This is a genomic window from Coleofasciculus sp. C1-SOL-03, assembly GCF_040220555.1.
Taxonomy (GTDB): domain Bacteria; phylum Cyanobacteriota; class Cyanobacteriia; order Cyanobacteriales; family Coleofasciculaceae; genus Coleofasciculus.
Genome location: NZ_JAVJUO010000024.1, coordinates 56,144 through 74,947, shown reverse-complemented (window position 1 = coordinate 74,947; position 18,804 = coordinate 56,144). Strand labels below are relative to the sequence as shown.

Below are 18,804 nucleotides of genomic sequence, written 5' to 3'. Positions count from 1 at the left end.
GTAACCAATGGAGGCTTAACCAAGTGACATGAAATCGTTAAAAATTATTACAGCATTGGGAGGAACAGCGCTAGTTGTGCTAGGAGTGGGACTGGCGTGGACGAATCCGGGCAAAGAGGCTTATGAGGAGTACGCCGTTGAAAAACTCAGCACCTACCTCAAAGATGAAGTCTGCACTCAAACCCCCAAGCAATTGGAGTTTCTCAACCCTGATCCAGAATTTCTCAAACGCCAATGCCAATCCCTAGTTAATCAGGGACGCCCCCAAATTCAGCAAATTATTGATCAGCAGACCGAACGGCAAAACTGGGTAATTTTCAGCATTTACCGCACCGATATTAACATCAGTCCCCTATTGCCCGCTTACCATTTTGAAACGGTAGGAGTTTTGCAACAATTTTTGACCTATCAGGCGCAACAGAAGTAGGGGTTTGGTTTCCAAACCCCGTTTGGTTTCCTTTTTGTCACCAAACCCCTTTTTCGGTGAATTTTTGCCAAAATACGAAAGGCAAACATGGTAAATCAGCATAAATAGGTACAAGCATGGCATCCATTCGTGAACTGCACCAACAACTTATCAACAAAGAACGCACCAGTGTTGAAATCACGCAAGACGCCCTCGATCGCATTCAGGCGCTAGAACCCAAAATCCATAGCTTTTTGCATATTACCGCCGACTATGCCCTTGAACAAGCGCGTCAAGTGGATGCCAAAATCGCAGCGGGGGAAGAAATTGGCATGTTGGCGGGGATTCCGATTGGCATCAAAGATAATATGTGTACCCAAGGCATTCCCACCACCTGCGCTTCTCGCATCCTAGAAAACTTCGTCCCACCCTATGAGTCTACCGTGACTCAGAAACTCAAGGATGGGGGTGCTGTCATGGTAGGCAAAACGAATTTGGATGAATTTGCCATGGGGAGTTCCTGCGAAACCTCTGGCTATCAACAGACAGCAAATCCCTGGGACTTATCCCGCGTTCCTGGGGGTTCCTCTGGGGGTTCGGCGACGGCGGTTGCGGCTAGCGAATGCGTGGTGGCGATCGGTTCGGATACAGGGGGTTCAATTCGTCTACCTGCATCATTCTGCGGGATTGTCGGGATGAAACCCACTTATGGGTTAGTGTCTCGTTATGGTTTAGTCGCTTATGCATCGTCGTTGGATCAAATTGGTCCGTTTGGACGTTCGGTAGAAGATGCAGCTATTTTACTCAATGCGATCGCAGGCTATGATCCCAATGACTCAACCAGTCTCAAGCTGGAGATTCCTGACTATACCAAGTCCCTACAACCTGATTTAAAATCCAAAGGCATCAAAATTGGCATTATTAAAGAAACCTTTGGTGAAGGATTAGATCCTGTCATTGCCAAAGCCGTTCAAAAGGCTACTGATCAGCTAAAAAGCTTAGGCGCTGAAGTTCAAGAAATTTCTTGTCCTCGATTTCGCTATGGGTTGCCCGCCTACTATATTATTGCTCCCAGCGAAGCCTCAGCCAATCTCGCTCGTTACGATGGCGTCAAATATGGGTTTCGCACGCCAGAAGCCGACAATCTGGTGGACATGTATAAGAAAACTCGTGCCGCTGGATTCGGCGCGGAAGTCAAGCGCCGGATTATGTTGGGAACCTATGCTCTATCCGCCGGCTATTATGACGCCTATTACCTAAAAGCGCAAAAAGTTCGCACTCTGATTAAGCAAGACTTTGAGCAAGCCTTTGAAACGGTTGATGTTTTAGTTTGTCCTACCGCGCCGACTAATGCATTTAAAGCCGGAGAAAAAATTTCAGATCCGTTAACCATGTACTTATCTGACTTAATGGCAATTCCCGTCAATTTGGCAGGATTACCAGGGATGAGTCTTCCTTGTGGATTTGATCACCAAGGATTGCCAATTGGTATGCAGTTAATTGGCAAAGTTTTGGGCGAAGAACAGCTATTTCAAGTCGCTTACGCTTACGAACAGTCTACGGATTGGCATCTCAAGCAACCACCGCTTAAATAGGGAGGCAAAGCTTCAAGAGGAGCATTCCCAGACAAAGAGCATTCCCAGGCGGAACGAGAGAACAAAGGTTCGGGGAGCAGGGTTTGTAGAGACTCCTCCGCTGGAACGTCTGGGTGCAAGGAGAGATAATAGGTAGGGGCGGGTTTAACCGATAACGTTCTTGAGAAAACCGATAACTTGACTAAACCCGCCCTGGTTGAGAAGGGTGATTCAAAAATAGCATCAGGTCAAGTTTGTAGTTGTTTTGGTAATGAATAATTATAATGTTTTCCTTCTGGGAAAGGGTTTTCTAATCCTCACCGGAATTGTCGCCATCATTTATCTGTTAGCCTGTATCTCTATCCTCTTATGGCAAAATCGGCTAATTTTTGTTCCCACTAAGACGATTCAAACCACACCAGCAGACTTAGGGTTGAGTTATCAGGAAGTGTGGATACCTGTGTTCTCGAAAAAGCCAGAACATCTGCATGGGTGGTGGATTCCTGCTACCTCCGCTAAAACCGGGGTACTGCTGTATTTACATGGGAATGGGGAGAATATTGGCGCGAATGTTGAACGGGCAATGGAATTTCACCAATTGGGTTTAGATATCCTGTTAATTGACTATCGCGGCTATGGTCAAAGTGAGGGAAAATTTCCCACTGAAACTCAAGTTTATCAAGATGCTCAAGCGGCGTGGGATTATCTGGTGCAGAAACAGGGTATTTCCCCCCAGAATATTATCGTCTATGGTCACTCTTTAGGGGGCGCGATCGCGATCGATTTAGCAGTGAGAAATTCCAGCATCCGGGGTTTGATTGTGGAAAGTACATTTACCTCAATGCGGGATATGGTCGATTATCAGGGAAGTTATGGTTTATTTCCGGCGGATTTGCTGCTGACGCAAAAGTTTAACTCGAAAAGTAAAGTTCACTCTCTAAAGATGCCAATTCTTTTAATTCACGGCACACTTGATGATGTCGTACCTGCTTACATGAGCCAAGTTTTATTTGATACCATCATGGGTTCTAAACAACTCTTCCTCGTCCCTGATGCGGATCATGATAATGTGGCAACTGTAGCCGGAAAGGACTATCAGCAAAAGATTCGCGAGTTTCTTCAACTTCAACCTACTCCTGAACCACATTTTGAGTAGTTATTCTATTCAAATTAACCAATAATCTCGCCTACCCATCTGACTATTGTTGTTTAATATCTGGCAAATAATGGTTGGCTAAAAAAAGGAATTGTCTATGTTTAGACTACCGGGAAGATACGATGACTGTTCAGTTTATTTAAGATAAGAACTAGCCCATGCATAACGATCTGGATCTTTTTTGAGCAGATACTCTGCTACCTCTCGGCGTTTATCTTTGTCTTTCGTCATTCTGACAATGCGTTCAATTTCATCATCTGTGTCAACAGCCCCCCGTTCTGCTGCCATTTCAAACCATTCATCTCCATCTGAGTACTCGCTTCGGTCATAACAAATTGCTCCCATTAAGGTATAAGGTTGATGACTTTCTGGCTGAGATTCTATTGCTTGGGTTGCACAGTCTTCTGCTTCATCTAATCGTCTAAGATCCCTGAATGCTGCACCTCTTGTAACAAGTAGGGCTGATTTAAGAGCTGATTCTCGCACCTTAGTCCAGTTTATTTGATCGGTAACTTTTAAGGCTTTGTCAGATTCATTCGCTTTACGCCAATTACTACTAGCACTGGGTAGATTCCAGCGATTGCCAGTTCGCTTATACTCCTTTTCATAAAATATTGCCTCTAACCTGTAGTGAGCGATCGCTATCTTTCCAGATCGGGATAGTTGATTCTCTTCTATTAACTGAACAACTTGTTTGGGATCTAGCCGTTCTTCACGTTCAAGCTTGAGCATAATCTCATAAAATGGATTTATGGGTAATCGAGGGTCAATGATTTGATATTTATTCTTTAAGTATTTAAAGTGAAGCTTTTGAGCAATTTCGGCTGTTTCATGGAGTTCTTCTTTGATCAACCAATTAATATCCTGTTCAGATATCTTAAATTGAGGATTGTCAAGTAATATTTGTAGATCTCTCGATAGATTAGAAACCTTGAGTTGATTTAATTCAAGGTTTCTCAGGATAGTATATAAATGGCTAGAAGGTTCTGAATCTGAATACTGTGTAGCTTTATACTTTTCCTTGAGTTGAGCAAAGCTTTTTCTGTCCTTCCGTTGTTGATCGATGGTGACTAGCCCATGTAATTTTTCTTGCTCAAGCCATTCACATTCACTATTACTCAAGTCCTCATTTTCATCTAGCTTCTTGAGAATAGAAAATAGAGGACTAGAAATAGAATAATCTGGATAATCAGAAACTTGATATTTAGATTTAAGTTCCAAAAATTCCAGTTCAGCTTTTCTCTGCTCCTCTTGTTGCCAATAGATTTCCAGGGTTTCTTCAAGGCTAGCTTCTAATAGCCACTCAGCTTCAGAATCATTTAACTGTTCTTTTGCCTCAACTTTTTTGAGAATAGGGTATAATGAACTTTCCGGAAATCTATCGAGATGATGAGTGGCCTTGTATTTATTTTTTAATTGGGCAAAATATCGTATTTCCTGAACTAAGGATACCGTTTCGGCAAAACCTTGGGAATTGAGTAATTCAAGTTCTGAATCTTCCAGCGTATTTCCACAATCCAATTTAACTAAAACCCAATAGATGCTGCTATGAATTGGAATGTCTATAGTTTCGGGAATTCGGTATTTGACTCTTAATTGTAAAAACTCGGAATTAAGTCTGGTGATATCATTCTTAGCGTATTGCTGCAATTGAATTATATCAACTGTTGTAAACAGATTATTTTTAGCTAAATAGTTTAATTCTAGATCTGAAACTTGAATTCCCAAATCAGCTTTTCTTAATATCAAATACAGGAATTTATGCGCGGATATATCCTCGATTTTGTTTACCTGATATTTAGCGGCGAGAAATCTGAAATGTTTTTCCTGTAGCTCCCTATCGTTCATTCTGAAAACCTAGCTATATTATATACTAGATTAATTATAGCCTATCAAACACTTATAGTCCTTAACCACCAGCGACTAACTGCACCATCATCTTCAGTTTTAGAACGTTTTAGAGATTCTTCAACTAAATCAATCGCTAGTCCTGGCAAGACTTGAGATTCTCGAATCAATTCAGCGTTTGTTGCGGACAGAGAATAAGCGATTATCTTGCCAGCATTGACATTGACAACCCAATATTCTCGTACTCCTAGACGTTTATAGAGTTTTTGTTTGCGCTCTGTATCATCCTCCAAAGATGAAGCGGCAATTTCAACCACTAGCGTTGGGGGATCAAGTTCATTCAAGTTAACAGGTGCATTAGTATGAGGCGGAAACCTTACATTTTTACCGATGTAGAAAGCAATGTCTGGCTGGCATTCTCGCAATCTGGCTTTTCTGAAGCTGGTATTCGTGAGTTCTTTGATAGGAATATTTTTAATGGTGGCATACAAGACAATTACCGTAGAGAGAATGGAGTTGTCTTGACCGTGTGCCGAACCGAGTGGAGACATTTCAATCCTCATGTAACCCTGATCGTAATAAAACCTGCCACTGGCTAAGGTTGGATCATCCGCAAAGGTGATAAACTCTTCCCAGTTGGCTTCAACCCAAGTATCGGTAGCAACAGTGGATATAACGGGCGGTGGATTGACCATATCTAGAACGTACAGCTTCTGTGGCTCTCCACTAGCTTAACGTACAAATGTCGTCAAATTCTTTCCCCAAAACTCTTAATTTCCACCTCATCCCCTACTTGCAGTTTTCCCAATTCTTCTTGAATCACGTTTTGTCCAAAAAAGATTTTTCCATTCCGCAGCCGATAGTTTGCCAGTGTCGCTAACGGTTCTTTGCCTCGTATCCCCTGAGATTGATCTACTGTGGTAATCGTACATCGAGAACAAGGTTTAACCACGCGAAAGGGAATTGCACCGATGCGAATTTGTCGCCAACTATCTTCAGCATAGGCTTCGCAGCCAGAAACCACTAAATTGGGGCGGAATCGATTCATGGGAACAGGTTGTTCTAAGCGTTGATTTAAGTCTTGCAACGAGGCTTCAGAAATGAGTAAAAAGGGAAATCCATCGGCAAAACTGACCGATTCGCTGGGATTAGCATAATTTGGATTAATTGAGCGAATGGAATCCTCTGGCATATAGACTAACTGACAGGGAATGTCGAGAAATTCGCTAAACCACTGACTGATCTGTTTATCCAATGGCATCGCTTGGCAGATATCATTCCAGACTTGTACCGGGAGGCGATGGTCAATTTCATAGTCTAGGGGAATGGATAAGCTGGGCTGGTTGGGTGCTTCCACGACTAACTCGTTCTTTCCCAATCGCACTTGAATCAACGCCATGCGGGGAAATTGACGTTGGGTAAGAAACTTACCCTTGGCATCCACTAGCATCCAGCGTCGGTCATAGTGTAAACCGCGATCGCTCACCTGTGCCGTGGAGAGTGCTATCCCGCCTGCTGACTTAATCGGGTAGATATAGAGTCCACTTAACTGAATAGAAGCCATGTTTATGCCGTTATATTAAGAGGTTAAGAAAGTTCTGAGCAGTTAGTTGTCAGCTAAGATCAGAAGAACTCCTAGCTATACGCAATAACTACCATGAAAACTGCAGCGCCTGTTATTCATAGTGACCCTGACATCCTGGGAGGAACCCCTGTTTTTGTTGGAACTCGTGTTCCTTTTGAAACATTGCTCGATTATCTCGAAGCCGGCGCTCCACTCGACGAATTCTTAGATCATTTTCCCAGTGTTCGGCGTGAGCAAGCGATCGCAGCCCTTGAATTGGCAAAGGAAATGCTGATAGCTTATGCGAATCCTGCTTGATGAGTGCGCCCCCTGCTCCCTCTGCTTCCCCTGCTTCCCCTGCTCTATAACCCCACCACAAGACTTATTCAGCAGACTCTAGGTATATGGCTATGGCTACGGCGGCAATCCCTTGAACTCAATAATTACCAATCGTCTCAGCCTGATTGTGCCAAGAGTAACCAGAACTTCTCTTCCGTAGTAGTTAAGATGAAGAGTGGAAACAGTCCAACCCTGGTAGGGTAACGCCGTTGTCGCTAAACCTCAGTCGTTTAGTCTCCCAGTTTAAAACCTGTTAGGACTCTGCCAAGGTTCACTCTTCCAATCATGTTCGTCGAGTTCCTGCTAGATAATTATGACGACTGTCACTCAATCTCCCTACACCGAAGACCAAATTTCGGCTTGGCTGCGCGGCTTGTGTACCGTGGCTTGGGCTGATGGTCACTTTGATCCCGAAGAAAAAGAGATCGTTTCTCAACTGACTCATGAACTTCTGGAGGTGGATAAAGACCCACAGTCGGTTGAACAAACGATTTCTGCCGAAGAACTAGCTACAGCGTTAGGTGATGACCACCATACCGCCGAGAATTTTATCCGAACGGCTGTTATGGTGGCAATGGCAGATGGTATCTACTCGGCTAAGGAAGACAATGTTCTGCAAGAGTTCTGCGAGGCGCTAGGACTGAAAATCGAGGCATTGAATTCCCTACGGCATACTCTTTACGATGGTGAAGGAACGGATATCTCAGATGTTGCCCACCAAGACGCCCAGCAACCGGGAACATCTCCCCATCCCCATTCGGATATTCTGCATCCTCTACGCAAATGGCTAGACGGGATGGAAGTTCATGACCCACGAGTTGCCCGATTTGTTTGCAATATTATCCCCTCTCAATGTCCATTTGAACGGGATGTCAACCTATTCGGTCGCAAAGTCGCCCATATTCCTGCTATGTGTAAGCTTAATCCCCTCTATGATCAGTTAGTCGGCTTGCGTTTCCGGGCATTATCCTATCTGGCAGATGAACAGGGCGAAGATGTCTCGAAGTATTTTTAGTTCCTCAGGGAACAGGGAACAGGGAACAGGGAACAGGGAACAGGGAACAGGGGGAGAATATTCCCAATCCTTAATCCCCAATCACCAATCACCAATCACCAAGAATGCAATTTATTGATCAAGCGGAAATTGAAGTAGAAGCGGGAAAGGGCGGTGATGGGATTGTCGCCTTCCGGCGGGAGAAATATGTGCCGGCGGGGGGACCGGCGGGGGGAAATGGGGGACAGGGAGGGGATGTGATTTTGGTGGCGGCTGAACATCTGCAAACCTTGCTGGATTTCAAATATGCCCACCGCTTCCAGGCAGAAAATGGGGGACGTGGGGGACCGAATAATCGCACGGGTGCAAATGGGCGCGATCGCACGATTCAAGTTCCCTGCGGTACAGTTATCTATGATGCGGATACTGAAGAAGTTCTAGGGGATTTAGTCCAATCGGGACAAACCTTTTGCGCGGCTAAGGGAGGTAAGGGAGGATTAGGGAACAAGCATTTTTTGAGCAATCGCAATCGCGCCCCTGATTATGCCTTACCCGGACTCCCTGGAGAGTATCGCCGCTTACGTTTAGAGTTGAAATTGCTGGCAGAAGTGGGCATTATTGGTTTACCCAATGCTGGTAAGTCTACCCTAATTGCTGCCCTTTCTGCGGCACGTCCCAAGATTGCCGACTATCCGTTTACAACGTTAGTACCCAATTTAGGTGTGGTTCGCAAACCTACAGGTGATGGTACAGTATTTGCTGATATTCCGGGATTAATTGAAGGGGCGCATCTGGGAACCGGCTTAGGGTATGACTTTCTCCGCCATATCGAACGCACGCGCTTATTATTGCACCTGATTGACGCTACGGCTGATGATCCGATTGGTGATTATCAAACCATTCAAGCCGAGTTACAGGCTTATGGACGGGGGTTGTCAGAACGTCCCCAAATTCTGGCATTGAATAAGATAGATGCTGTTGATTCAGAGATGGTCGAGCTGCTGGCGACTGAACTCAATCACTTAACTCATGTACCCGTGTTCCAAATTTCAGCCGTGACTCAAAAAGGGTTAGAATCACTGTTGCAAACCGTTTGGCAGTCTTTGGAGCAGCTAGAAGATGTAGAGGTGGAAACAGTTACCAAGGTTTGATAGTGGGCAGGGTGTGGGGTGTCGGGTGTCGGGTGTGCAAATAGCTCCAATCTCTGTAAAGAAAGGGACGAGAGTTGCCTGGGTACAAAAATTGTCGCTAATTATACATTTTAGAAAGATAATTGTCAAATCAGTAATCTTAATTATTTTGAAAACGAAAATTAAATCCCAGAATTCCGGAATGGGGGGATGAAAGGATGAAGGTAAAATTACACCTTTATCCAAGGTGCTGTTAATTCGTCTCTGTTGAGCAACGTTTACACCTCTTTACATTCCATGATATAAATACTCTTTCCAGAAAAGAAAAGCCGACCGTAACGTTGATAGCTTTTCTGACAGCCGTTAGTTGCAAGGCTTCAGGTTTTAGCCAAGAGCTAGAGTCCAAGAAGTCTTAGTCAAACATATTTTTTGGAGAAATAAAAATGGATTCGACCAGCAGGCGATTAACGGCTGCGGCAAAATCTCCTATCTAACGCCTAATCTGCTTTTAAACTTGCAGCAAATTTTATCACAACTTTATTTAAGTCATCTCGATTATGTTTTTTCCGTAAATCATGGCGATAACGCTTGTAGTTTGACTTGGCAAGATGCAATCATAAACAATAAGGAAACTTCGAGATTAAAGCTGGATAATCTCTCAGACAATAAAACAGCTTGACTATTGACTTGCCACACATTCATTCAATCTTTCTTGATTTCCATCAGGGCTAGGCATCTCCATAACTCAGTTTGAATTTTTTTGGACATACATTTCATCATGGCTCATTCAAAGGTCATTGGCAAATTATCATTAACGGCAGCTCTGGCTACGTTAATTGCCGTATTAAGCAGTCCAGCCGCCCAAGCACTGGTTATTGATTTTGAAGATAATGCGCTTGAACCTAATTATAATGAAGATGTTTTCTCCTCGATAACGTCGCAGGATTTCTTGTTCGAGCCAACTCGACCTCCTGAACAAACCCAGTATGCATTAGCTAATAATGTATTTGAGGCACACAATGACAGCACCTATTTTGTGATCCGGAATTTAGTAGACAACGACACAAATGAGGCATTTATAAATCCTGTCACTATGTCTCAAGTTAACGGCACTCCATTTTCGTTACTCAGCTTGGACTTGGCAGAATGGGGAGTACCTCGTGATCAAGCCACAAAGGTTGAATTAACTGGCTTTTTAGCCGGAGGCGGTTCAATCACAACCTTGATTTCCTTTGATGGCATTACTGATGGAAGTGGACCTCAAGAGGATTTTCAAACCGTAACCTTTGACCAGCAGTGGAGTAACTTGAGTAGTGTTGAGTTTAAAGGGATAGACGCACCCGTTTCTGATGATTCCAGTGAAGAACCTGGCTTTCAGGTTAATAGCTTTGCTGTTGACAACATTGAGGTAGGAGAAGCGTTTGAAGAACCCCACACAGAAGTTCCCGAACCTGCTTCGATTCTAGGTATTTTTGCTCTGGGGATGGTGGGTTTTGGTTCTAGATTGACGAAAAAAATAACCCAGCGTTAACTAATCTAAAATACTGATATAGATTGGCTTCGTAGTGAGGGCTTCAGCCCTCTTCAGCTAGGCATTAGAGTACTAAAGTACTCACTACAAACAAAGCCCTATTTTAGCTGAGTCATACGACTAGGGGCGTGGATCGATTCCTTGGTAAGCGATGATAAAGTTAATCGCTAAGTAGGGTTGCAGGTTATTGTGGGCGTTGTTCTCGTTACTACCGATACTAGAAATACAATCCATTTCCACGAAATCAGTAGCTCCAGTAGCATAGATACTACTTCTCGGTTTCGACAAAATAGCACCACTCGGACGAGTTTCGTTGGAGTCAGCATTCGTCGCTTTTAATTTCAGTTGAATTTCTGGTAAGTTCGCTTGAGTTAATTCAACCTGCTCTGATCCACTTTTATCACCCAAGCCATAGGAGTTGCGATTATTATCACTATTTCCTCCCATCGGGTTTATCCCCAGAGGAACGCGACCTCTCAAATCAGGAACGCGAAAAGTACCTTGTGTTGGATCACCAGGCTGATTGTACTTTCCTGCCAAGATTGAAGCCAGAATGTCGTTTTCGTTACTTATGATGTCATGTAGTGTACCATCGCAAAGATACCAACCATCGGGGGCAAAATCAAAAGCAACCATGGCAATTTGACCGATAAAGGGTGTTGTCATAATAAATTCCTCCAGTTTTCCATAAGGTAACGTTGCGCTAAAACTTCCCTCGGCTTCCTGTAGCCCTAACAAAAAGGCGGGAAATGATGTAATCATTCTTGGGGTTCAGGACTCCATTAGTTTTCTTTAGAGCTTAATGACATAGTAATGTAGCCAAACTTTACCAAACCGTCAAGAAAATTTTGTTACAAAGTTTAAGATTTAGCGCCATCAACGTGGCGTCGATATTTTTATTTTTTTAAAGAAAATTCGTCAAACTAGAGTTAGCGAGTAAAACTCCTGAAGATAACTGAGTTTCGCCATACCCTGTCTCTGTAGACTGGAGGGAAATAGCGAAGGGTAAGTCCTGAGCCATTATTTTTGAGACGAGAATATAAAGTATGCTGGATTTGGCAAGTTCTACCGGATTGGGGGACTAGCGATGAAACCTATCTCATTGTGCATGCGCTGTTTGTTTGTCGGTGTTGTCCTCACCGGCGTAATGCCTTACCTAAATTTTCCCGAAACAGGACGGTTTCCTAAGCGCGATCGCACATTAAAATCAGCGATCGCTTGGCTGGATTCGGTTCCCCCAGCCCAGGCTCAACCCATTACCCCAGCCGCCGATGGTACTGACACTATTGTCACCCCAGAGGGAAACCGCTGGGATATCCACGGTGGAACGCTTTCGGGAGATGGCGCAAATCTCTTCCATAGCTTTGAGCAATTTGGACTCTCTCCCGATCAAATTGCCAACTTTATCTCCGATCCCCAAATTCGCAACATTCTGGGACGGGTGGTTGGCGGAGATACCTCGGTAATTAATGGTCTAATTCAGGTCACTGGCGGAAATTCTAATCTATTCTTAATGAATCCGGCGGGGATCATTTTTGGCGCTGATGCCCAACTTAATGTCCCGGCTGCTTTTACTGCAACCACAGCAACGGGGATTGGTTTTGGTGCTGAGAGTTGGTTTAATGGGTTTGGTGAGAATAGTTATGAAAATTTAATCGGGAGTCCCACAAGCTTGGCGTTTGACTTGGCTGAATCGGCAACGATTATTAATCATGCCAATCTAGAGGTGGGACAGGGGCAGAACTTAACCTTAGCGGGTGGTAGTATTACCAACACAGGGCAACTGACAGCAGCAGGAGGACAAGTTGCGATCGCGGCTGTACCAGGCGAGAATTTGCTCAGAATCAGTCAACCGGGAAGCCCCCTCACGTTAGAGATTACACCCCCTCGCTCCGCCACTGGGGAGCAATTGCCCATTAATCCCCTCGATTTACCTGTTTTACTGACGGGGAATAGCGGTCAAGTTGTCAACGAAGGGGAATTATCAACCACCGATACGAATCAGGGAGGTGCAATTCATGTCGTTGGTTCTAGGGTGGATAACCTGGGTCAAATTATGGCTGATGGGGCGAATGGGGGTAATATTCAGGTTCAAACTGATCATTTCCTGGACACGGGACAACTGAGTGCAACTGGGAACCAGGGCAATGGTGGGGAAATTCAGGTTAATTCTACAGGCACAGTCATTCAAACCGCCAGCGCGACAACCCGGGCAAATGGTTCTCAACAGGGAGGTGTAATTGAATTTAAGGGTAATGCTGATACAGTCTTAACCACTTCAGGTGACATTGAGGCGACAGGAGAAGTGGGCGGTACAGTCCATTTATTTGCTGAGACGGTTCAGTTATTGGCGACTGATATTGATGTTAGTGGTAACAGTGGCGGTGGAGAGATTTTAGTCGGTGGTGATTTTCAGGGACAGACGTTAGATGCCATTAATGCCCAAAATACAACCGTTAATCATAGCAGTCGTTTAAACGCCAACGCCCTGACCACGGGTAACGGAGGACGGGCGATTGTTTGGTCTGACCAACACACTCAATTTTCCGGTACGATTCAGGCGCAAGGTGGTGCAATTAGCGGTAACGGCGGTTTTGTAGAAGTGTCGGGTAAAAATACACTCTCGATGACAGGTCTTGTTGATGTGGGGGCTGTAAATGGATTAGCTGGGACGCTGTTACTCGATCCAAAAAATATCATAATTGACGATAGTGTGGGCGCTATTCCCCAGTTTGACCTCGTTGATCCCAACCCTGACAATGGTTCTGGATTTGGTGATGCCATTGTGCCATTGAGTACGGGGAATGTGGCGGTTACTAAGCCAGGAGATGACTTGGGTGGAGATAATGCGGGTGCGGTTTATCTGTTCAACGGTTCAACCGGGGCATTACTTAGCACACTGACGGGTCAAGCCGATGACCAAGTGGGGAGTGGTGGTGTTACAGCCTTAAGTAATGGGAATTTTGTAGTCGCTAGTCCGCAGTGGGATAATGCCGTTACCGGGGCGACAAATGCTGGGGCGGTGACGTGGGGTAATGGCACAACCGGAATTTCGGCAGAGGTTAACGCAACTAACAGTTTAGTTGGCACTCAGACGGATGACCAAGTGGGGAGTGGTGGTGTTACTGCCTTAAGTAATGGGAATTTCGTAGTCGCGAGTCCGCAGTGGGATAATGCCGTTACCGGGGTTATGGATGTAGGGGCGGTGACGTGGGGTGATGGCACAATTCAGACTATTGGAGAGGTGAATGGGACTAACAGTTTAGTTGGCACTCAGCTTCGAGACAGAGTTGGTAGTCGTGGTGTTACGGCTCTCAAAAATAATGGCAATTATGTAGTCAACTCCCCGTTTTGGGGCGACAGTCAGGGTGCCGTAACTTGGGGTGATGGCACGACTGGGACTACTAAAGGACAAGTGGATGCGAGCAACAGCTTAATTGGTAGCGAAGATAATCTTATCGGATTGGTCGAAAATGGTTTTGACGGTGTAACAGCGCTGGAAAACGGAAATTATGTCGTCAACAGTCCCTTTTGGGATGATCCCAATACAACTAGACCTGATACTCCAACAAGTCTAAATACAAATGAAGGAGCCATCACCTGGGGTGATGGTGTGACGGGGACGACAGGAGTTGTAGGTGCGAATAACAGTTTGATTGGCACTCAGACTGATGATCAGGTTGGTGGTGCTGGTGTTACTGCGCTTACCAATGGCAATTATGTTGTCAGTAGCCCCCTGTGGAACAATGGGACAGTTCAGGATGTGGGAGCCGTCACCTGGGTTGATGCTATTAATGGTTTGACCACGGGTTCAGTAAGACTAGATAACAGTATAGTTGGTAGCCTTGCCCAAGATCGCATCGGTAGTGGTGGTGTTACCGCCCTGACGAACGGGAATTATGTGATTAGCAGTCCGAACTGGAACGATAACAGAGGAGCGGTGACTTGGCGGGATGGTACTCTGCAAACGGGCAATGAGCAGGTTCGTGCGACCAATAGTTTAGTCGGGAGTACATCAGGTGATCAAGTTGGTAATGGTGTCCCCCCGATGGGCTTTGTTCCTTCTCCGAGGATTGAAGGTGTTATTGCGCTTGCCAATGGCAATTACGTTGTCAGCAGCCCTGACTGGAATAATAATCAGGGTGCTGTCACTTGGGGTAATGGCACAACCGAGATTCTTGGTGTAGTGAGTGAGACAAACAGTTTGGTTGGGACTCCAGCTTCCTTTGATCGGATAGGTAGTGGCGGTGTTACAGCCCTGAGTAATGGGAATTATGTGATTCGTAGCCCAGAGTGGAATAATAACCGGGGTGCCGTTACTTGGGGCGATGGCACAACTGAGATTATTGGTCAGGTAAGCGAACTCAACAGTTTAGTGGGAAACTTGGCGGATGACCAAGTAGGTAGTGGTGGCGTTGTTGAATTAAACACTCTTCATTATTTGGTCAGTAGCCCTAACTGGGATAATCTGGAAACCGATAGTGGGGCAGTGACTTGGGTGGATGGAAGTACGGGACAAACTTGGGATGGAACGAATAGTATCAGTGATAAAAATAGCATTATCGGTCGTCAGTCAAATGCTGGTTTAGCTACAGTCGTTAATGAGCCAGTTCATCAGACGTTTTGGGTACAATTTGCCAACGAAGGTAATGGTCGAGTAACCGTCGGTGTCCCTACAGATCTAACATTTGCTAACTTATCTGGGAATTCGGTAACATTCTCTCCCTTCTTTTTACAACGTACCCTGAATACGGGTACAGCCGTTGTGCTGCAAGCCAATAATGATATTACTCTCAATACTCCACTAGATATCGATAATCTTAGCGGCAATGGCGGAAACATCACGTTTCAAGCCGGACGCCGTATTTTTATTAACGAAAACATCATGACAGATAACGGCAATTTAACGTTAATTGCCAACGAAACCCGGGCAAATGGGGTAGTTGATGCCCAGCGAGATATGGGGAACGCGGAAATCGTATTGGCAAATGGAATAGAACTGGATACAGGTGAGGGAGATATTAATATTACCCTGAATACAGGTGAGGGGTTAACCAATAATCGAAGCGGTAATATTACTCTAGAGGGTATCATCAAAACCAATCATCTGACGATTGAACATAAGGGGTTAAGTGGCGAGGTAATTATCGCGGAAACCGCGAATTTTGAATCAATTGGCAATCTCACTATCTCTAGTCGTACCCTAACTCTCCCGGAGACAATAGAACTTAACCTGGAGAGCGGATTACAATTAAATATCACCGAAGCGGTGGAGTTAGCAGGTCAAATTACAACGACGAATGGTAGCCTGGAGTTGAATGCACCAATTACTCTAACTGGCGATACTGTCTTCAATACAGGTGGTGCAGGCACTATTCTATTTAATAACACGCTTAACGGAAATCATAATCTCGAACTGTCTGCTGGCACGAATAGCATTACCTTTGATAATCCCATTGGCTCTATTAGTCCATTGGATAACCTGACAATTAATGGGGGTTTCAATCTCGCCACTACCATTAACTTGACGGGAGGATTTGAGCAAAATGGCACAAATCCAGTGAATTTGGCTGGGACTATTACCACAACAACTGGCACGATTGATTTAAATGGTGCGGTTACGCTGATGGGTGATAGTCGTCTGAATACGAGTGCGGGGGATGTCCGTTTGCTCAATCCAATTAATGGGAGACATGGAACAGAAAACCTAAACCTAATCGCGGAAACGGGTACAGTTCAATTACCCGAAACGATAGGGAGTACAACCCCAATTGGCAATCTAACAATTCTCAGTAATAATCTGGATATCCCGACAACAGCCAGGATTAATCTCACGGACAATTTTCAACTCAATGGCGCTAATCCGCTGAATTTCGCGGGTGAGGTGACAACAGCGAATGGTACGATTGAATTTAATGCTCCAACCATCCTAACTGGCGATACATTCCTGAGGACAAATGGCGGTGACATCCGGTTTAATAATAGGCTCAACGGTAACGGTAGTTTGGCTAATCTCAACCTGGCGGCGGGAATGGGGAATATATGGTTCACAGATAGTGTTGGTGAAACGATTCCACTGGGTAATCTGACTATTTTTAATGCCAATAACTTCACGGCGAATGATTTGATTAGGGCGGCTAGTCTGAAGAATACGACAGGAATTGGCACAATTAATTTGCAAGATGTGCAAACCTTTGGGGGTGCGGTTGAACTGACAACTGAAAATAATCTAACTACGACTAATATTACGACGGCTGGCGGTGATATTCGTCTCACTAGCCATCAGGATGCAGTGAATAGTGGTAATCTCAATTCATCGGCGGCGACGGGTGGTGAGATTGTGGTCAACGCTGAGGTGAGTATTGATGCAGGAGAAATCAATTCCAGTGGCAATATCGGCGATGGCGGTGACGTGACGCTTGATCCCCAGGACTATATCCAGGTGAGTTCGATTAACGCCCAGGGGGGAAGTAATGGCAAAGGGGGTAATGTTGAGATAGAGAGCGATCGCGTCTTTCGGGCAGCGGGGAGTTTTTCCCACAATGGTAGGGAAATCAGCATTTCTACAGCGGGAGGGAATGGTGGCGGTGATATCACGATTCGTCATGGGGGAAGAGGAATTATCCCCTTTGATGTGGGAGATGCCACAACTAACGGCACAGTTGCTGCCATTACCAGTGGTGAGTTTACCATTGCCCCTTTCCAATCCTTTCCCTTTACCCACACGGAAGGCAATATTCGGATTATTAGCGTTGATGATACCCGTGATATCCCAGTGAATCCGGTTGATTTAACCACCGCTGATGCCAATCAAAGTCAATCCCCGATTGAAAAGGAAGAATCTAGGGTGATGGAGATTGATACCTTATTTAGTCGAGACTATGAAAAGTATTTTGGTACCCAGAGACGGTCGGGGATTACTTTAGAACAAGCGCGAGAAATCTTACGTCAAAATGAAGCGGCGACCGGGGTGAAGTCGGCGGTGATTTATGTGGTATTTGCCCCACAAACGATTAGCGCGGTGCCTGAGGATGTAGACGTTACGCCAAATAATACCAGTTTATTGCGATCGCTAACCCCGCAACCGAGCGATCGCTTGGAGTTAATTGTCATCTGTGCCGATGGACAACCGATTCGGCGATCGGTTAATGTAACCCGAGCCGAAGTCTTGGACATGGCAGATCAATTTCGCCGCACGGTAACCAATGTAATCGATGACCAGAACTATCTGCCACCCGCTTACCAGATGTATCAATGGTTAATTCAACCAATCGCCGCTGATTTAGCCGCGCAAGACATCAAGCATTTGGCATTTGTTATGGACACCGGGTTGCGTTCCATACCCATTGCCGCTTTGTATGATGGTGACCAGTTTATCATTGAAAACTATAGTGTCGGCTTAATGCCTAGCCTTAGTCTCACCGATACTCGTTATCAAGATGTCAGAGATGATTCAGTGTTGGCAATGGGGGCTTCCAAGTTTCGCGATAAGGCGTCTTTACCGGGTGTTCCCATCGAGTTACAGGTGATTGCGGATCAAGTATGGCAAGGTGAATCCTTTCTGAATGAAGAGTTTACCTTAAATAATCTCCAGCAAGCACGGCGAAAAGCAGCGTATGGTATTGTGCATTTAGCTACCCATGCCGAATTTCAACCGGGAAAACCTGCCAACTCTTACATTCAGTTGTGGGACAATAATAAACTCAAGCTGGATCAAATGTGGCGGTTAGACTGGCATAAACCGACAGTAGAACTGTTGGTTTTAAGTGCCTGTCGCACGGCGTTAGGAGATGAGGAAGCGGAATTAGGATTTACGGGGTTAGCGGTACAATCTGGAGTCAAGTCAGCCTTGGGTAGTCTCTGGTATGTGAGTGATGAGGGGACACTGGGACTAATGACCACATTTTACGAGAAACTCAAACAAAGTTCTACTAAAGCCGAAGCCTTGCGAAAGGCACAACTGGCAATGCTTACAGGTGAAGTGCAACGAGAAGGCGATCGCTTAATCACGACTAAGGGTAGTATTCCCTTACCATCCGATTTTCCGGCGTCGATTAACCCAGACTACAGCCATCCTTATTATTGGAGTTCTTTTACTCTAATTGGTAATCCGTGGTAGTGGGGAAAGTTTTGACCCTTCGCGACCCTCGAGGGAACCTGGTTTTGATGGTCTACCGCGCTGGTTCGTCATTCTCTCCTTTATCGTCGCTAACCTCGTCTTCATCATCAAGGTTTTTACCAGTCTTCGTTTGCAACTCGGCA

12 protein-coding genes are annotated in these 18,804 nt (G+C 45.1%); 8 read left to right on the top strand and 4 right to left on the bottom strand.

All coding sequences use genetic code 11. The features are described from left to right. Positions 1-28 precede the first annotated feature (28 nt). From RIE73_RS03690 to RIE73_RS03680, 3 genes are all read left to right on the top strand, one after another. On the top strand, positions 29-427 hold the full coding sequence (locus RIE73_RS03690) for a DUF4359 domain-containing protein (protein ID WP_446399900.1): 399 nt from the start codon (positions 29-31) through the stop codon (positions 425-427). Positions 428-543: 116 nt separating this feature from the next. Next, on the top strand, positions 544-2,001 hold the full coding sequence (gatA, locus tag RIE73_RS03685) for an Asp-tRNA(Asn)/Glu-tRNA(Gln) amidotransferase subunit GatA (protein ID WP_446399899.1): 1,458 nt from the start codon (positions 544-546) through the stop codon (positions 1,999-2,001). Between the two features lie 250 nt (positions 2,002-2,251). Then, positions 2,252-3,136: an alpha/beta hydrolase gene (locus tag RIE73_RS03680; protein WP_446399898.1), complete on the top strand. Its 885-nt coding sequence runs from the start codon at positions 2,252-2,254 to the stop codon at positions 3,134-3,136. Positions 3,137-3,271: 135 nt separating this feature from the next. Here RIE73_RS03680 and RIE73_RS03675 read toward each other — a convergent pair whose 3' ends face one another. Genes RIE73_RS03675 through RIE73_RS03665 form a run of 3 tightly spaced genes read right to left on the bottom strand, consistent with a single transcriptional unit; the run spans position 3,272 to position 6,548 of the window. After that, complete coding sequence (locus RIE73_RS03675; RefSeq protein ID WP_446399897.1) at positions 3,272-4,984, bottom strand: hypothetical protein; 1,713 nt, start codon at positions 4,982-4,984, stop codon at positions 3,272-3,274. Between the two features lie 44 nt (positions 4,985-5,028). Then, entirely contained in the window at positions 5,029-5,679 is a 651-nt protein-coding gene (locus RIE73_RS03670; protein WP_446399896.1) for a Uma2 family endonuclease, read from the bottom strand. A 53-nt stretch (positions 5,680-5,732) separates the two neighbouring features. After that, a complete protein-coding gene (locus tag RIE73_RS03665) occupies positions 5,733-6,548 on the bottom strand; it encodes an MOSC domain-containing protein (protein WP_446399895.1) in 816 nt (271 codons plus the stop codon). A 93-nt stretch (positions 6,549-6,641) separates the two neighbouring features. Here RIE73_RS03665 and RIE73_RS03660 point away from each other — a divergent pair, with 93 nt between their 5' ends. The 4 genes from RIE73_RS03660 (at position 6,642) to RIE73_RS03645 (ending at position 10,542) form a co-directional block, all read left to right on the top strand. Then, complete coding sequence (locus tag RIE73_RS03660; RefSeq protein WP_446399894.1) at positions 6,642-6,866, top strand: DUF433 domain-containing protein; 225 nt, start codon at positions 6,642-6,644, stop codon at positions 6,864-6,866. 334 nt (positions 6,867-7,200) lie between these two features. Then, positions 7,201-7,902 carry a Mo-dependent nitrogenase C-terminal domain-containing protein gene (locus tag RIE73_RS03655; protein ID WP_446399893.1) on the top strand — a complete coding sequence of 234 codons (702 nt, stop codon included), beginning with the start codon at positions 7,201-7,203 and terminating at the stop codon, positions 7,900-7,902. Positions 7,903-8,006: 104 nt separating this feature from the next. Beyond that, positions 8,007-9,032 carry a GTPase ObgE gene (gene obgE, locus RIE73_RS03650; protein ID WP_446399892.1) on the top strand — a complete coding sequence of 342 codons (1,026 nt, stop codon included), beginning with the start codon at positions 8,007-8,009 and terminating at the stop codon, positions 9,030-9,032. Between the two features lie 757 nt (positions 9,033-9,789). Beyond that, the gene (locus RIE73_RS03645) at positions 9,790-10,542 is read left to right on the top strand and encodes a PEP-CTERM sorting domain-containing protein (protein WP_446399891.1); all 753 of its coding nucleotides are present in this window, start codon (positions 9,790-9,792) and stop codon (positions 10,540-10,542) included. Between the two features lie 120 nt (positions 10,543-10,662). On the opposite strand, the gene RIE73_RS03640 is transcribed toward RIE73_RS03645, so the two are convergent. Continuing rightward, the gene (locus RIE73_RS03640; protein WP_446399890.1) at positions 10,663-11,304 is read right to left on the bottom strand and encodes a phage tail protein; all 642 of its coding nucleotides are present in this window, start codon (positions 11,302-11,304) and stop codon (positions 10,663-10,665) included. Between the two features lie 325 nt (positions 11,305-11,629). Between RIE73_RS03640 and RIE73_RS03635 the strand changes: the two genes are divergently transcribed. Beyond that, positions 11,630-18,661 (top strand): CHAT domain-containing protein, encoded by a 7,032-nt coding sequence (locus tag RIE73_RS03635; protein ID WP_446399889.1) that lies wholly within the window; start codon positions 11,630-11,632, stop codon positions 18,659-18,661. Positions 18,662-18,804: the final 143 nt, after the last annotated feature.

Coding starts and splice junctions, on each gene's coding strand:
- gatA (WP_446399899.1), top strand. CDS start 544: ATGGCATCCATTCGTGAACTGCACCAACAACTTATCAACAAAGAACGC.
- RIE73_RS03680 (WP_446399898.1), top strand. CDS start 2,252: ATGAATAATTATAATGTTTTCCTTCTGGGAAAGGGTTTTCTAATCCTC.
- RIE73_RS03635 (WP_446399889.1), top strand. CDS start 11,630: ATGAAACCTATCTCATTGTGCATGCGCTGTTTGTTTGTCGGTGTTGTC.
- RIE73_RS03670 (WP_446399896.1), bottom strand. CDS start 5,679: ATGGTCAATCCACCGCCCGTTATATCCACTGTTGCTACCGATACTTGG.
- RIE73_RS03655 (WP_446399893.1), top strand. CDS start 7,201: ATGACGACTGTCACTCAATCTCCCTACACCGAAGACCAAATTTCGGCT.
- RIE73_RS03675 (WP_446399897.1), bottom strand. CDS start 4,984: ATGAACGATAGGGAGCTACAGGAAAAACATTTCAGATTTCTCGCCGCT.
- RIE73_RS03660 (WP_446399894.1), top strand. CDS start 6,642: ATGAAAACTGCAGCGCCTGTTATTCATAGTGACCCTGACATCCTGGGA.
- RIE73_RS03690 (WP_446399900.1), top strand. CDS start 29: ATGAAATCGTTAAAAATTATTACAGCATTGGGAGGAACAGCGCTAGTT.
- obgE (WP_446399892.1), top strand. CDS start 8,007: ATGCAATTTATTGATCAAGCGGAAATTGAAGTAGAAGCGGGAAAGGGC.
- RIE73_RS03665 (WP_446399895.1), bottom strand. CDS start 6,548: ATGGCTTCTATTCAGTTAAGTGGACTCTATATCTACCCGATTAAGTCA.
- RIE73_RS03645 (WP_446399891.1), top strand. CDS start 9,790: ATGGCTCATTCAAAGGTCATTGGCAAATTATCATTAACGGCAGCTCTG.
- RIE73_RS03640 (WP_446399890.1), bottom strand. CDS start 11,304: ATGATTACATCATTTCCCGCCTTTTTGTTAGGGCTACAGGAAGCCGAG.